Origin of the sequence: Klebsiella sp. K5-204 (assembly GCF_030128585.1) — a bacterium.
Classification (GTDB): Bacteria; Pseudomonadota; Gammaproteobacteria; order Enterobacterales; family Enterobacteriaceae; genus Klebsiella; species Klebsiella quasipneumoniae.
The window spans coordinates 170,205-184,824 of the sequence record NZ_JAKUZS010000005.1; the positions used below are offsets into that span (position 1 = coordinate 170,205).

Below are 14,620 nucleotides of genomic sequence, written 5' to 3' on the forward strand. Positions count from 1 at the left end.
CTTTTTGTGAAGTGAGACATGACCCGACGCGCCGACCGTTTATTTCAGATTGTGCAGATCCTGCGCGGCAGGCGGCTCACCACCGCCGCGCTGCTGGCGGAGCGGCTGGGCGTGTCGGAGCGCACCGTGTATCGCGATATTCGCGATCTCTCCCTCTCCGGCGTGCCGGTGGAGGGCGAGGCGGGGAGCGGTTATCGCCTGCTGGCGGGCTACGATCTGCCGCCGCTAATGCTGACCACCAAAGAATCCGAAGCGCTGATCGCCGCGATCCGGCTGCTGAAAACCTGGGGCGGCGAGGCGCTGTCGCAATCGCTGGAGTCTGCCCAGGAGAAGATGCTGGCGATCCTGCCGGAGGCGCGCCGGCGCCAGGCGGAGCAGACCCGCCTGTTTGCCCCCGATCTTGGCGCCCATCGCTATGCCAAAACCTTCTTTGACGTCATTCATCAGGCGGTCTCCGGCCAGCAGGTGCTGGCGCTGCGCTATCAGGATGAGTCCGGTCGGGTGACCGAGCGCGACGTGCTGCCGCTGGGGCTGTTTTTCTGGGGGGAGCGCTGGCTGCTGGTGGCCTGGTGCGAGCTGCGCAATGATTATCGCAACTTTCGCCTCGACCGCTGTCTGACGGTCAGGGCGACCGAGCGTCGATTCAGCGAGTGCGCCGACCGCTCGTTAAGCGATTTTCTGCGCAAGGTCCGCTGCGACGTGTGGGAGAAATAAAAACGCCCGGGTGGCCCGGGCGCTGTCCTGCCGTTTCAGCAATCAGAAGTTGTAACCAACCACAAAGTAACCACCCCAACCGGTTGAGCGGACGCTGAAATCGCCATCGCCGAAGTTCAGTTTGGCATCGTCAGCCCACTGGCCGCCGTTATGGAAGTAACGGGCCACCACCGAGTAGTGCCAGTGCGCGTAGTTCAGCGCCAGGATATGGCTGGAGGCGATGGAGTTGCTGGTGCGCGCGTGCTTCCCGTTCAGATCGTAGAAGTTGTCATCGCCGAGGTCAGAGCCCCAGTCAAAGTTGGTGAAGCCGATGTAGCTCAGCGAACCGCCCCACAGGTCGGTCAGCGGCACAAAGTATTTCACTTTGAAGCGGTAGCCGTCCCACTCGTTTTCGTTGGACGCGCCGTAGTTCTGCCACTGGTATTTGGCGTAGACGTTCAGCGACAGGCTCATCGGCAGGCCGGTGTCGATATCGGTACCCAGACCCATATACCAGGTGCTCTGCTCCTGGGAGTCATTGCGGCCCATATCGTAGATATAGTTGTTCGCGAAATACCACTCTTTGAACGGCCCGAAGCTCAGGTCGGTGTTGGTCAGCTTATCGATAGAGAAGCGCGGTTCGATCTCCATAAACAGCGGGGAGCCGTTGTTCCAGATACCTTTTGCCGTGCTGTTGCCGCCGAAGAATACCGGGGCATCGATATAACCGTAGAAATCAAACCAGTCTTTTTTGGCGAACGCTTCGTATTCCAGGTAGGTATCGTTACGGATCTGCGGTCCAAAACGGGTGTGGTAGCTGCCCACCACGTTAACACTCTGGTGCCACCAGTCAGACAGATACTGCGGTTTGTCGTTTTCTGCCGCGCCCGCGGTAAAAGAAGTGGAGAGCGCCACAACCGCACCCGCTGCCAGTAATGTTTTTTTCATAGTAATGCCACTGTTTAAATTGAGCCTGAAGGCGTTAAAAGAAGTGCCGAAGCGTTTCTAAATATTTCGTGTTTCTGTGGGGGTCTATTATAGGAATCATTGCTCACAAAAATACGTGTTGTTTCACATAACCAGAACATGCGTAATCGATTGCGTTCACGATTCTATGCATTTCTTGACAAAATGCTACTGAAAATCGCGATGCAGAACGATTTCTAATGAACTCTTGCGAAAAGTTGTAAGTGGATAAGAATAACGGGACAGGACGTCGCCGGGCAGGGGGAAGCCCGGCGGCAAGGCTTACTGCGCGGCGGCTGGCTGGATATCGTGGACGCGAATAAAACCGACTTTGTCCGGCGTCACGTTCAGGCGCAGCGGGATATCGACATCGCTGGGGGCGAGAATGCTGGCCGGGGCGCTGATCAATTGATCCTGAACATTCACTTCCTGGTAGCTGTGGGTAGTACCGGTGATCTGTCCGGAGGCGACGGTGGCGGTAAAGGCCGGCAGCGGATCGTTGGATTCGCCCTGAATACGTAAGGTCAGGCGTGACCCGTCGCCATCCGGCGTAATGCTCGCCACCGACATGCGCAGGGTGCCGATCTGGCTCTCCAGCCGCGCCGGGGTTTTCGCCTCCGGCAGCAGATAGACGCCGCGGGTGGATTTCGCGTTCAGCGCGTTTTGCTGGGTAATTTTGATCGTTTGCTGATTGAGCTGGGTCATCTCCTGGCTCAGCGTACTCACGCTCTGGTGCATCTGGCGGATTTCGCTTTGCTGGGCGCAGGCGGTCAGGGTAAACAGGCTGCCCGCGATGGCGAGTTTCAGGTAACGTCTTGTCATGGTCAGGATTCCGTTTGCAGAGGATGCTTAATGGTAGCCAAACCGCCTGACTCTCCCATAGATCCTTTGTCTCAAAAGCTCTTTCTTTGTAGTCAGGTCACTTCGCGGTAAACTACCCTTCAGTTTAACTACCTGTCAGGACGCGCTATGCATTGCCCTTTCTGTTTCGCCGTGGATACCAAAGTGATCGACTCTCGTCTGGTAGGGGAAGGCTCTTCCGTGCGTCGCCGTCGGCAGTGTCTGGTCTGTAATGAGCGCTTTACCACCTTCGAAGTGGCGGAGCTGGTCATGCCGCGGGTGGTGAAGAGTAACGATGTGCGTGAACCCTTCAACGAAGACAAGCTGCGCAGTGGGATGCTGAAAGCGCTGGAGAAACGTCCGGTCAGCGCCGATGACGTCGAAATGGCGGTCAACCATATCAAAACCCATCTGCGCGGCACCGGCGAGCGCGAAGTGGCCAGCAAAATGATCGGCAACCTGGTGATGGAGCAGCTGAAAAAACTGGATAAAGTCGCCTATATTCGCTTCGCGTCGGTCTATCGCAGCTTCGAAGATATCAAAGAATTCGGCGAAGAGATCGCCCGCTTACAGGACTAAGCCATGCAGGACGAAATGTACATGGCGCGTGCGCTCAAGCTCGCCGCCCGCGGTCGTTTTACCACCCATCCTAACCCTAACGTTGGCTGCGTCATTGTTAAAGACGGCGAGATCGTCGGCGAAGGGTTCCACTATCGCGCCGGCGAGCCGCATGCCGAAGTGCACGCCCTGCGGATGGCCGGGGAAAAGGCGCGCGGCGCCACCGCCTACGTCACCCTCGAGCCCTGCAGCCACCACGGTCGTACGCCGCCGTGCTGCGACGCCCTGATTGCCGCCGGCGTCAGCCGCGTGGTCGCCGCGATGCAGGATCCGAACCCGCAGGTGGCGGGGCGCGGCCTGTACCGTCTGCAGCAGGCCGGTATTGACGTCAGCCACGGGCTGATGATGAACGAGGCGGAAGCGCTGAATAAGGGCTTCCTGAAGCGGATGCGCACCGGTTTTCCCTGGGTCCAGCTCAAGCTGGGCGCCTCGCTGGACGGCCGCACGGCGATGGCCAGCGGCGAAAGCCAGTGGATCACCTCCCCGCAGGCGCGACGCGACGTGCAGCGTTTGCGCGCCCAGAGCCATGCTATCCTGACCAGCAGCGCCACCGTGCTGGCGGACGATCCGGCGCTGACAGTGCGCTGGCAGGAGCTGAGCGCCGATACCCAGGCGCTGTATCCCGAAGCGAATTTGCGCCAGCCGCTGCGCGTCGTTATCGACAGCCAGAACCGCGTCACGCCCGAGCATCGTATTGTGCAGCAGGCGGGGGAAACGCTGTTTGCCCGCCTGAGCGCCGATGAGCGCCAGTGGCCGGACAGCGTGCGCACGCTGCTGGTTCCGGAACATAACGGCCATCTCGATCTGGTGCTGCTGATGATGCTGCTCGGCAAACAGCAGATCAACAGCGTCTGGGTGGAGGCGGGGGCCATGCTTGCCGGGGCGCTGCTGCAGGCGGGCCTGGTCGACGAGCTTATCGTCTATATTGCGCCTAAACTGTTAGGCAATGCGGCGCGTGGATTATGCGCGCTGCCGGGGCTTGAAGAACTGAGCCAGGCGCCCCATTTCAAATTCAATGAGATACGTCAGGTTGGCCCGGATGTCTGCCTGCATTTAACCACTGCGTGAGGCTTTCCTGATTATTAGGAAGCAGCGCTCAGAATAATATGATAAAATCCGCCCCCCTTGCGGGGCACATGAACCCGAAGGAAGAGTATGAACATTATTGAAGCTAACGTTGCTACCCCGGACGCTCGCGTCGCCATCACCATTGCGCGTTTCAACAACTTTATCAATGACAGCCTGCTGGAAGGTGCGATTGACGCCCTGAAACGCATTGGTCAGGTAAAAGATGAAAACATCACCGTTGTTTGGGTTCCAGGCGCGTACGAGCTGCCGCTGGCGGCTGGCGCACTGGCGAAAACCGGTAAATATGACGCGGTGATTGCGCTGGGTACGGTGATTCGCGGCGGTACCGCCCACTTTGAATATGTGGCTGGCGGTGCCAGCAATGGCCTGGCGCACGTCGCTCAGGACAGCGAAATCCCGGTAGCCTTTGGTGTTCTGACCACTGAAAGTATTGAACAAGCCATCGAGCGCGCTGGCACCAAAGCCGGTAACAAAGGCGCAGAAGCTGCGCTGACCGCGCTGGAAATGATTAACGTATTGAAAGCCATCAAGGCCTGATTTTTGTAAGGGGAATTCCGTGAAACCTGCTGCTCGTCGCCGCGCCCGTGAGTGTGCCGTTCAGGCGCTCTACTCCTGGCAGTTGTCCCACAACGACATCGTTGATGTCGAATACCAGTTCCTGGCGGAACAGGACGTAAAAGATGTTGATGTTCTGTATTTCCGCGAACTGCTGTCCGGAGTGGCGACTAACAGCGCGTACCTCGACGGCCTGATGAAGCCCTACCTGTCCCGTCAGCTGGAAGAGCTGGGTCAGGTGGAAAAAGCGGTGCTGCGTATCGCGCTGTTTGAGCTATCCAAACGTGATGACGTACCGTATAAAGTGGCCATCAATGAAGCTATCGAACTGGCGAAAACCTTCGGCGCTGAAGATAGCCACAAGTTCGTCAACGGCGTGCTGGACAAAGCGGCTCCGGTAATTCGTCCCCACAAGAAGTAAACTGCAGGCCGGGTTTTGCGAGGGTCGCCTCGCAACCCGGCCTTATTTATTATTTTGCTGAGGCATAACGTATGGCATGTGGCGAATTCTCCCTGATTGCCCGTTATTTTGATCGCGTTAAAAGCGCTCGTCTTGATGTCGAAACCGGTATCGGCGACGACTGCGCTCTCCTGAATATTCCCGAGAAAAAAACGCTGGCAATCAGCACCGACACTCTGGTGGCGGGCAATCACTTCTTACCCGATATCGACCCGGCCGACCTCGCCTATAAAGCGCTGGCGGTAAACCTGAGCGACCTCGCGGCGATGGGCGCGGAGCCGGCGTGGCTCACCCTGGCGCTGACCTTGCCGGAGGTGGATGAAGCCTGGCTGGAAGCCTTCAGCGACAGCCTGTTTGTCCAGCTTGACTACTACGATATGCAGCTGATTGGCGGCGACACCACCCGCGGCCCGCTCGCCATGACCCTGGGTATCCACGGCTTTGTGCCGCCAGGGCGCGCCATGAAACGTTCAGGCGCGAAGCCGGGAGACTGGATCTATGTCACCGGCACCCCGGGGGACAGCGCCGCCGGCCTGGCGCTGTTGCAGAACCGTCTGACGGTGGATGCGCCGACGGATGCCGATTACCTGCTGGCCCGTCACCTGCGTCCGATGCCCCGCGTGCTGCAGGGCCAGGCGCTGCGCGACCTGGCGACGTCGGCCATCGATCTCTCCGACGGCCTGATCTCCGATCTGGGTCATATTCTCAAAGCCAGCGACTGCGGCGCGCGCATCGATCTTGATGCCATGCCGTACTCCGACGCCATGCTGCGCCAGGTTGAGCCCGAGCAGGCGCTGCGCTGGGCGCTCGCCGGTGGAGAAGATTACGAACTGTGCTTTACCGTACCGGAACTGAACCGCGGGGCGTTGGACGTGGCCCTTGGCCATCTAGGCGCGCGTTTTACCTGTATCGGACAGATTGCGCCGGAGAGCGAAGGTTTGCAGTTTATCCGTGACGGTAAGCCGGTCACGCTTGATTTAAAGGGATACGATCACTTTGCGTAGTCGAGACGAGGCGCTTAGCCGCCTGAGTATGCGTAATCCGTGGCATCTGCTGGCGACCGGCTTTGGCAGCGGCTTAAGCCCGGTGGTGCCGGGGACGATGGGCTCGCTGGCGGCGATCCCGTTCTGGTATCTGATGACTTTTCTCCCCTGGCAGCTCTACTCGCTGGTGGTGATGATGAGCATCTGTATCGGAGTCTATCTGTGCCATCGTACGGCCAAAGATATGGGCACCCATGACCACGGCAGCATCGTCTGGGACGAGTTCGTCGGGATGTGGATCACCCTGATGGCGCTGCCGACCCTGGACTGGCAGTGGGTGGCCGCCGGCTTCGCCATTTTCCGTATCTTCGATATGTGGAAACCGTGGCCGATTCGCTGGTTTGACCGCAATATTCACGGCGGAATGGGGATCATGGTGGACGATATCGTCGCCGGCGTGATCTCCGCCGGCGTGCTGTATGTTATTGGCCATCACTGGCCGATCGGTCTGCTTTGACCGCTGCTCCCCGGCAGCGCCATGCTGTCGGGGAAATCACGCCCGTCATTTAAATCCCACCACCGGATGCGGCTGATAGGGCGCCTCCAGTTTGTCGATCTGTTCCGAAGATAGCGTCAAATCCACCGCCTGCAGCAGGTCATCGAGCTGCTCCTGACGCGACGGACCGATAATCGGCGCGGCGACGCCGGGCTTGCTTAATAGCCAGGCGAGGGCGACCTGTGCGCGACTGGCGTCGAGCTCTTCCGCCACGTCCGCGAGATTCCCGGCGATCTGCGCGTCGTTCTCTTCGCTGGTGCTGTAAAGCGATTTGCCGAACTCATCCGAGACCAGCCGGGCGGTGGTCTCACCCCATGGGCGGGTCAGCCTGCCGCGCGCCAGCGGGCTCCACGGGATCACCGCCACGCCGTTACGCTGGCACAGGGGCAGCATCTCATTCTCTTCTTCCCGGTAAATCAGGTTGTAGTGATCCTGCATGGTGACGAAGCGCGCCCAGCCGTTCTGCTGCTGAAGCGCCAGCGCCTGGGCAAACTGCCGGGCATGCATGGACGAGGCGCCGATATAGCGCGCTTTGCCGGCTTTCACCACCTCGTCCAGCGCTTCGAGCGTCTCTTCAATCGGGGTGCTGTAGTCCCAGCGGTGGATCTGCAGCAGGTCGACATAGTCCATCCCGAGACGGCGCAGGCTGTCGTCGATGGAGCGCAGGATCTGCGCCCGGGAAAGCCCTTCCGCCAGATCGCCGACCTGATGATAGACCTTGGTGGCGACAATCACCTCATCGCGGCGGGCAAAGTCGCGCAGGGCGCGGCCGACGATCTCTTCGCTGCTGCCGTCGGAGTAGCTGTTGGCGGTATCGAAGAAGTTGATGCCGCCTTCAATGGCGTGCTGAATGAGCGGGCGACTGCTCTCTTCCGGAAGCGTCCAGGCGTGCCTGCCGCGGTCCGGCTCGCCGAAGGTCATGCAGCCGAGGCAGAGTCGGGAAACACGTAAGGCAGTATCGCCGAGGGGGATATAGTGCATAGTGCGCTCCTGCTATTCATCAAGGGTATCCCTTAAGCATAGCAGGAGCGGGAGGGGCGATTATGCCAGCCAGTCGAGGATTTTGGCTTCAATGCCGGCGGCATCAAGGCCGAGGTCGGCGCGGATCTCTTCCTGAGTGCCCTGCGGAATAAAGACATCCGGCAGGCCAATATTGAGTACCGGTACCGCCCGGCGATGGGCCATCAGCACTTCATTCACGCCGCTGCCGGCGCCGCCCATAATGGCGTTCTCTTCCAGCGTCACCAGAACGTCGTGCTCGCCTGCCAGCTGCAGGATCAGCGCGGTATCCAGCGGCTTCACAAAGCGCATATCCACCAGGGTGGCGTTGAGTTTGTCCGCCACCGCCGCGGCTTCCGGCAGCAGGGTGCCGAAGTTAAGGATCGCGACCTTCTCGCCCTGGCGCTTCACGACCCCTTTGCCGATCGGCAGCGATGCCAGCGGCTCCAGCGTCGCGCCGGTGCCGCTGCCGCGCGGATAGCGCACCGCGCAGGGTCCGTCGCTGTAGTGGTAGCCGGTGTGCAGCATCTGGCGGCATTCATTTTCATCGCTCGGCGTCATCACCACCATATCCGGAATACAGCGCAGGAAGGAGAGATCGAACGCCCCCTGATGCGTCTGGCCGTCTGCGCCGACAATCCCGGCGCGGTCGATGGCAAACAGCACCGGCAGCTTCTGAATAGCCACATCGTGGATCACCTGATCGTAGGCTCGTTGCAGGAACGTGGAGTAGATGGCGACGACGGGCTTGTAGTCGCCAATCGCCAGTCCGGCGGCGAAAGTGACCGCATGCTGCTCGGCGATGGCGACGTCAAAGTACTGATCGGGGAATTTCTTCGAAAATTCCACCATCCCTGAACCTTCGCGCATCGCCGGGGTGATGGCCATCAGCTTGCTGTCTTTGGCCGCCGTTTCGCACAGCCAGTCGCCGAAGATTTTCGAGTAGGAGGGGAGACCGCCGCTGCTTTTGGGCAGCACACCGCTGGTATGGTCGAACTTCGGCACCGCGTGGAAAGTGATCGGGTCTTTCTCGGCGGGCTCATAGCCGCGGCCTTTTTTGGTCATAATATGCAGGAACTGCGGCCCCTTCAGGTCGCGCATGTTCTTCAGAGTGCTGACCAGACCGAGCACATCGTGGCCATCCACCGGGCCGATATAGTTAAAGCCCAGCTCTTCAAACAGCGTCCCAGGCACCACCATGCCTTTGATATGCTCTTCGGTCCGCTTAAGCAGCTCTTTAATCGGCGGTACGCCGGAGAAGACCTTTTTGCCGCCTTCGCGCAGGGTGGAGTAGAGCTTACCGGAGAGCAGCTGCGCCAGATGATTGTTCAGCGCGCCGACGTTCTCGGAGATCGACATTTCATTGTCATTCAGCACCACCAGCAGATCGGGTTTGATATCCCCGGCGTGGTTCATCGCCTCAAACGCCATGCCGGCGGTGATCGCCCCGTCGCCAATCACGCACACCGCGCGCCGCTGCTTATCCTCTTTCACGGCGGCGATAGCCACCCCGATGCCAGCGGAAATGGAGGTGGAGGAGTGACCGACGCTCAGTACGTCGTACTCGCTCTCACCGCGCCACGGGAAGGGGTGCAGGCCGCCTTTCTGGCGAATGGTGCCGATTTTGTCGCGGCGGCCGGTCAGAATTTTATGCGGGTAGGCCTGGTGGCCGACGTCCCAGATCAGGCGATCGAAGGGCGTGTTATAGACGTAGTGCAGCGCCACGGTCAGTTCCACGGTGCCGAGGCCAGAGGCAAAGTGACCGCTGGAGCGGCTGACGCTGTCCAGCAGGTAGCGCCGCAGCTCATCACACAGCTTCGGCAGGCTCTCTTTTGGCAACAGGCGCAACTCCTGGGTGGAATCTACCAGCGCCAGGGTCGGGTATTTGGCAATATCAAAACTCATCAGAGACTCATTTATTGTTTATTTATCGCGCTGAATAATGTAATTCGCGAGCGCTTCCAGTGCCGAAGTATCCAGAGATTGTGCGGCCAGTTCATCTAACGACCGGCGGGCATCAGCGATCAGGTCGTGCGCTTTCTTCCGGGCTTGCTCAAGGCCCAGGAGGGCGGGATAGGTGCTTTTACCCAATTGCTGGTCGGCACCCTGACGTTTGCCAAGGGTCGCAGTATCCCCTACCACGTCGAGAATGTCATCCTGGACCTGGAAGGCCAGGCCGATATTTTCCGCATAGCGATCCAGCGCGGGAAGGGCGGCGCGCCCACGTTCGCCGGCGCTCAGCGCCCCCATGCGGACGGCGGCGCGGATCAGCGCGCCCGTTTTGTGGCGGTGGATACGCTCCAGCGCCTGCAGATTCACCTGCTGTCCTTCCGCCTGCAGATCCAGCGCCTGGCCGCCGCACATGCCCGCCACGCCGCTGGCCTGCGCCAGTTCGGAAACCATCGCCAGACGATCCCGGTCAGGGACGTCCGTCATCGGCGCATCACTGAGTATAGAAAACGCCAGCGTTTGCAGGGCATCTCCCGCAAGAATTGCGTTGGCTTCGCCAAATTTAATATGGCAGGTCGGCAGTCCGCGACGCAGATCGTCATCATCCATCGCCGGCAAATCATCATGCATCAGGGAATAAGCATGAATGCATTCGACCGCGGCGGCAGGGGCGTCCAGCGTGGTGCGGCTCACGCCGAACATCTCGCCGGTAGCGTAGACAAGGAAGGGACGCAGGCGTTTACCGCCTAAGAGTGCGCCATAATGCATCGCTTCCACCAGCGGAGTGTTCTGAAAGGGCTGCGGCGCGATAAAACGGCGCAGCGCCTCGTTAGCCTGTTCCACACAGGCCTGCAATTGTTGCGGGAAATCCATTTATTCAGCGTCCGGCGTAAAAGGCGTGGTCGGGGAATCTTCACTATCCGCCAGCAGGATCTGCACGCGCTGTTCGGCCTGCTGTAGCTGGCTTTGCCCCTGGCGGGCCAGCTGGACCCCGCGCTCAAATTCGCTGAGCGCTTCTTCTAACGGCAAATCGCCGCTTTCCAGACGGTTAACGATCTGCTCCAGTTCGCCCAGCGCAGTTTCAAAGCTGGCCGGGGCCTCATTTTTCTTTGGCATAGTGAATGTAGACTCTTGTTATGTCGCGACGGCAATACCGGGTATGGTAACGAAGTCACGCGTGTAAGCAAATAACGCGCAATGGTGATATACTCCGCGCCCAGGATGCAGGCACCGGTGTGCGCTGCTTTACAACTTTTGCTTAAAGCCCCGTCGGGCTTGCCAACGAACTATTGTCGCCATGAAGTTTATCATTAAATTGTTCCCGGAAATCACCATCAAAAGCCAATCTGTGCGGTTGCGCTTCATTAAAATCTTAACCGGGAACATTCGTAACGTTCTCAAAAACTATGACGAGACGCTGGCCGTCGTTCGTCATTGGGATCATATCGAAGTTCGCGCGAAAGATGAAAATCAGCGCCCGGCTATTCGCGATGCGCTGACCCGTATTCCCGGCATCCACCATATTCTGGAAGTCGAAGACGTACCGTTCACCTCGCTGCACGATATTTTTGAGCAGACGCTGCCGCTGTGGCGCGAGGCGCTGGAAGGCAAAACCTTCTGCGTGCGGGTGAAGCGTCGCGGCAAACATGAATTCACCTCAATTGAGGTGGAGCGCTACGTCGGCGGCGGCCTGAATCAGCATATTGAAACGGCGCGCGTGAAGCTGACCGACCCGGACGTCACCGTCAATCTTGAGATTGAAAACGATCGCCTGCTGCTGGTGAAAGGCCGCTATGAAGGTATCGGCGGCTTCCCGATCGGCACGCAGGAAGATGTGCTGTCGCTGATTTCCGGCGGCTTTGACTCCGGCGTCTCCAGCTACATGCTGATGCGCCGCGGCTGCCGTGTGCACTACTGCTTCTTTAACCTTGGCGGCGCCGCCCATGAGATTGGCGTCCGCCAGGTCGCGCATTATCTGTGGAACCGCTTCGGCAGCTCGCACCGCGTTCGCTTTGTGGCGATTAACTTTGAGCCGGTGGTCGGCGAAATCCTCGAAAAAGTGGATGACGGTCAGATGGGCGTGGTGCTCAAGCGCATGATGGTCCGCGCCGCGTCAAAGGTCGCGGAACGCTACGGCGTGCAGGCGCTGGTCACCGGCGAAGCGCTGGGCCAGGTCTCCAGTCAGACTCTCACCAACCTGCGCCTGATCGACAACGTCTCCGATACCCTGATCCTGCGTCCGCTGATTTCGCACGATAAAGAGCACATCATCGACCTGGCCCGCGAGATCGGCACGGAAGATTTCGCCCGCACCATGCCGGAGTACTGCGGCGTGATCTCCAAAAGCCCGACCGTGAAGGCGGTGAAGGCGAAGATTGAAGCGGAAGAAGAACACTTCGATTTCAGCATCCTCGATAAAGTGGTGGAAGAGGCGAGCAATATCGATATCCGCGAAATCGCCCAGCAGACGGAAGAGACGGTGGTGGAAGTGGAAACCGTGACCGGCTTTGGCGCCAACGATGCAATCCTCGATATTCGCTCCATCGACGAGCAGGAAGACAAGCCGCTGAAGGTCGAGGGGGTTGAGGTCGTTTCCCTGCCGTTCTACAAGCTGAGCACCAAATTTGGCGATCTCGATCAGAGCAAAACCTGGCTGCTGTGGTGCGAACGCGGGGTGATGAGCCGTCTGCAGGCGCTTTATCTGCGCGAGCAGGGTTTCAGCAACGTAAAAGTTTATCGCCCGTAACAGGTTGTTATGATGCAAAAGGCCTTCCCTGATGGAAGGCCTTTTTACTATTGGCAGGGGCGTGTATTAGCGCAGGGTCAGCGCCAGGTCATTCAGCTGATCGATGACAATATTCCAGCCCTCGAAAAATCCCATCTGCTCATGCTGCTCGCGGGTTTCATCGTCGGCATGCAGCACCGTGGCCGTATAGCGACACCCGCCCTGTTCATCGGCAAAGGTGATGATGGCCGTCATCGCGAAGGGGGAAACGGCGGGACGATAATCCGCCGTCAGCATCGAGGTCATGACGATTTTTTGTTGCGGGATAACCTCAAGAAAACAGCCGGGGTTATCGCTGCGTTCACCGTCAGGGCCGTGCATCACGGTGTGAAAGGCCCCGCCGGCGCGAAAATCAAAGGCCAGCACCTCGGTTTGCCAGGGCTTCGGGCACCACCAGGTTTTGAGTAATGCCGGGTCGGCCCACGCGCGCCACAGGGCAGGGACGGGCGCGCTGAGCTGGCGGCTGATAACAAGATCGCGAGAATCGGTTGCGCTTCGGGACATGCTACGACTCCTCAGGAAAAGGGGGAGCCAGTCCGCGGCGCGGACCGGCTATCAGGCTTCGTAGTAATTATAGATGCCGGCGGCCATCACCAGCTGCGAGGCGACCTCATACGCTTTCTCGCGCCCCACCAGCAGATCGATCATTTTCAGGGCGAAATCAATCGATGTTCCCGGCGCCTGGCTGGTTAACAGATTCACCCGTGGATCCCAGACCACCCGTTTATCCTGCCACTGATCGGCGGGGATATGATCCTTCAGCGCCGGAAAACCGGTCATGTTGCCGATCGGGAACAGCTGATGGGGCACCAGTACGGTCGCCGGGGCGGCACAGATGGCGGCCACAATGCGCCCGGAGAGATGGAACTGTCGGACGGTTTCCACCAGCAACGGGCTGTCGCGGAAGCACTCTGCGCCCTTGATACCGCCCGGGAGGACGATGATATCGAAATCGCCATCGGCCACCTCGACCAGCGGGGCATCCGCCAGCAGTTTGACGCCGCGCGAGCAGACGATGGTCAGGTTGCCGTCGCTGGCGACGCTGGCGGTGGTCACTTTGACTCCGCCGCGGACCAGCAGGTCGATGGTGGTGACCGCTTCGGTCTCTTCGCTACCAGGGGCGAGGCAAATCAGTGCCGACGCGCTCATATTCATTCTCCTTACGCTTGACCAGTTCAAATAAGCGGGCGTTTTCCGGTACGGCAACGCCGTGGGCGCGGGCGCGGTTGAGCAGAAAACCGGTGATATAGTCGATCTCGGTGTGCCGCTGGGCGCGAACGTCCTGCAGCATGGATGAGATATTTTCTGCCGTACTTTCAATCACCTGTTCGACATAAAATAGCAGGTTTTCCGCCGAGGTATGAATACCTTCGCGCTCCATCACTGCCGCCACCTCGCGACAAATGGCCGCAACTTCCTGCGGATAGTCGCGCAGATCGCCGTTTTTACATCCTTTTAGCGCGGTCAGGGGGTTAATCACGCAGTTAACCGCCAGCTTGCGCCAGGTGGCCGAGAAGATATTGTTGTGCCAGGCGACATCCGGCAGCACGCTCTGCAGCACTTCAGCGAGGTAGCTGTAGTCCTCTTCGTAGCTTTTCGCCGGCCCGATATGCGTGGTGCCCTGGGCGACGTGGATGATGACATTCCCGTCGCGGCGCGCCGCCTGGGTGGTGGAGGCCAGCAGCAACGGCTGTTTCACGCTGCGCAGCTCCTCGACGGTTCCCATGCCGTTATGCACCAGCACAATCGGCGTGGTGACCGGCAGGATCGCGGCCAGGTGCTTCACCGCGTTTGAAACCTGCCAGGCTTTTAAGGTGACAATCAGCAGCTCGCTGCTGGCAAGAAAATCGGGGTCGTTGGCCGTCAGCGACTCGTTGAACACCGAGCCGTCGGTTTCAATGACGTTGACGCTACAGAATGGCTGCGGTACGCGTAGCCAGCCCTGGACTTCATGTCCCTGTTTGCACAACGCGGTCAGCCATAGTTGTCCCAGTGCACCGCATCCCAGTACGGTTACTTTCATTGTTCCTCCTCATCTGCCGCTACCCCAGGCGCTGATGGCTAAAGTATATCTCGTCGCTTTTCGCATCGTCGGACGGAAAGGGGGTTTCGGCGTCGTCGGGCAG

17 protein-coding genes are annotated in these 14,620 nt (G+C 59.4%); 8 read left to right on the forward strand and 9 right to left on the reverse strand.

Annotation, left to right across the window (positions count from 1 at the left end):
* Positions 1-18 precede the first annotated feature (18 nt).
* Positions 19-714: a YafY family protein gene (locus tag MKR05_RS14700; protein ID WP_060591746.1), complete on the forward strand. Its 696-nt coding sequence runs from the start codon at positions 19-21 to the stop codon at positions 712-714.
* A 42-nt stretch (positions 715-756) separates the two neighbouring features.
* On the opposite strand, the gene MKR05_RS14705 is transcribed toward MKR05_RS14700, so the two are convergent.
* Both MKR05_RS14705 and MKR05_RS14710 read right to left on the reverse strand, forming a co-directional pair.
* A complete protein-coding gene (locus tag MKR05_RS14705; RefSeq protein ID WP_004204836.1) occupies positions 757-1,641 on the reverse strand; it encodes a nucleoside-specific channel-forming protein Tsx in 885 nt (294 codons plus the stop codon).
* 300 nt (positions 1,642-1,941) lie between these two features.
* Entirely contained in the window at positions 1,942-2,481 is a 540-nt protein-coding gene (locus tag MKR05_RS14710) for a DUF3251 domain-containing protein (protein WP_023288595.1), read from the reverse strand.
* A 147-nt stretch (positions 2,482-2,628) separates the two neighbouring features.
* On the opposite strand from MKR05_RS14710, the gene nrdR reads away from it, so the two are divergent.
* The 6 genes from nrdR to pgpA all read left to right on the forward strand — a co-directional run bounded on the left by nrdR (position 2,629) and on the right by pgpA (position 6,721).
* Positions 2,629-3,078: a transcriptional regulator NrdR gene (gene nrdR, locus MKR05_RS14715; RefSeq protein ID WP_002890417.1), complete on the forward strand. Its 450-nt coding sequence runs from the start codon at positions 2,629-2,631 to the stop codon at positions 3,076-3,078.
* Positions 3,079-3,081: 3 nt separating this feature from the next.
* The gene (gene ribD, locus MKR05_RS14720; RefSeq protein ID WP_072413915.1) at positions 3,082-4,185 is read left to right on the forward strand and encodes a bifunctional diaminohydroxyphosphoribosylaminopyrimidine deaminase/5-amino-6-(5-phosphoribosylamino)uracil reductase RibD; all 1,104 of its coding nucleotides are present in this window, start codon (positions 3,082-3,084) and stop codon (positions 4,183-4,185) included.
* Positions 4,186-4,272: 87 nt separating this feature from the next.
* Positions 4,273-4,743: a 6,7-dimethyl-8-ribityllumazine synthase gene (gene ribE, locus MKR05_RS14725; protein ID WP_001021161.1), complete on the forward strand. Its 471-nt coding sequence runs from the start codon at positions 4,273-4,275 to the stop codon at positions 4,741-4,743.
* Between the two features lie 19 nt (positions 4,744-4,762).
* Positions 4,763-5,182, forward strand: a complete 420-nt coding sequence (gene nusB, locus MKR05_RS14730; RefSeq protein ID WP_284118276.1) for a transcription antitermination factor NusB — start codon at positions 4,763-4,765, stop codon at positions 5,180-5,182.
* A gap of 71 nt (positions 5,183-5,253) precedes the next feature.
* The gene (gene thiL, locus MKR05_RS14735; RefSeq protein WP_023288597.1) at positions 5,254-6,225 is read left to right on the forward strand and encodes a thiamine-phosphate kinase; all 972 of its coding nucleotides are present in this window, start codon (positions 5,254-5,256) and stop codon (positions 6,223-6,225) included.
* Positions 6,218-6,721 (forward strand): phosphatidylglycerophosphatase A, encoded by a 504-nt coding sequence (gene pgpA / locus MKR05_RS14740; protein WP_082225973.1) that lies wholly within the window; start codon positions 6,218-6,220, stop codon positions 6,719-6,721. Before thiL ends, pgpA begins: the two co-directional genes overlap by 8 nt.
* Before the next feature lie 45 nt (positions 6,722-6,766).
* Here the strand turns inward: pgpA and MKR05_RS14745 are convergent, their stop codons facing one another.
* Genes MKR05_RS14745 through xseB form a run of 4 tightly spaced genes read right to left on the reverse strand, consistent with a single transcriptional unit; the run spans position 6,767 to position 10,825 of the window.
* The gene (locus tag MKR05_RS14745; RefSeq protein ID WP_023288598.1) at positions 6,767-7,741 is read right to left on the reverse strand and encodes an aldo/keto reductase; all 975 of its coding nucleotides are present in this window, start codon (positions 7,739-7,741) and stop codon (positions 6,767-6,769) included.
* Positions 7,742-7,801: 60 nt separating this feature from the next.
* Positions 7,802-9,664, reverse strand: a complete 1,863-nt coding sequence (gene dxs / locus MKR05_RS14750; RefSeq protein WP_284118277.1) for a 1-deoxy-D-xylulose-5-phosphate synthase — start codon at positions 9,662-9,664, stop codon at positions 7,802-7,804.
* Positions 9,665-9,682: 18 nt separating this feature from the next.
* Positions 9,683-10,582 (reverse strand): (2E,6E)-farnesyl diphosphate synthase, encoded by a 900-nt coding sequence (gene ispA, locus MKR05_RS14755; protein WP_004204826.1) that lies wholly within the window; start codon positions 10,580-10,582, stop codon positions 9,683-9,685.
* On the reverse strand, positions 10,583-10,825 hold the full coding sequence (gene xseB, locus MKR05_RS14760; protein ID WP_004204824.1) for an exodeoxyribonuclease VII small subunit: 243 nt from the start codon (positions 10,823-10,825) through the stop codon (positions 10,583-10,585).
* A gap of 181 nt (positions 10,826-11,006) precedes the next feature.
* Between xseB and thiI the strand changes: the two genes are divergently transcribed.
* Positions 11,007-12,455, forward strand: coding sequence for a tRNA uracil 4-sulfurtransferase ThiI (gene thiI, locus MKR05_RS14765; protein WP_004151340.1), 1,449 nt, complete (start codon positions 11,007-11,009; stop codon positions 12,453-12,455).
* Positions 12,456-12,521: 66 nt separating this feature from the next.
* Here the strand turns inward: thiI and MKR05_RS14770 are convergent, their stop codons facing one another.
* Genes MKR05_RS14770 through panE form a run of 3 tightly spaced genes read right to left on the reverse strand, consistent with a single transcriptional unit; the run spans position 12,522 to position 14,517 of the window.
* The gene (locus MKR05_RS14770; protein WP_060591754.1) at positions 12,522-12,998 is read right to left on the reverse strand and encodes an SRPBCC family protein; all 477 of its coding nucleotides are present in this window, start codon (positions 12,996-12,998) and stop codon (positions 12,522-12,524) included.
* Between the two features lie 51 nt (positions 12,999-13,049).
* Positions 13,050-13,643, reverse strand: a complete 594-nt coding sequence (yajL, locus tag MKR05_RS14775) for a protein deglycase YajL (RefSeq protein ID WP_023288601.1) — start codon at positions 13,641-13,643, stop codon at positions 13,050-13,052.
* The gene (panE, locus tag MKR05_RS14780) at positions 13,606-14,517 is read right to left on the reverse strand and encodes a 2-dehydropantoate 2-reductase (protein ID WP_023288602.1); all 912 of its coding nucleotides are present in this window, start codon (positions 14,515-14,517) and stop codon (positions 13,606-13,608) included. The genes yajL and panE overlap by 38 nt, the downstream gene beginning before the upstream one ends.
* Positions 14,518-14,620 lie beyond the last annotated feature (103 nt).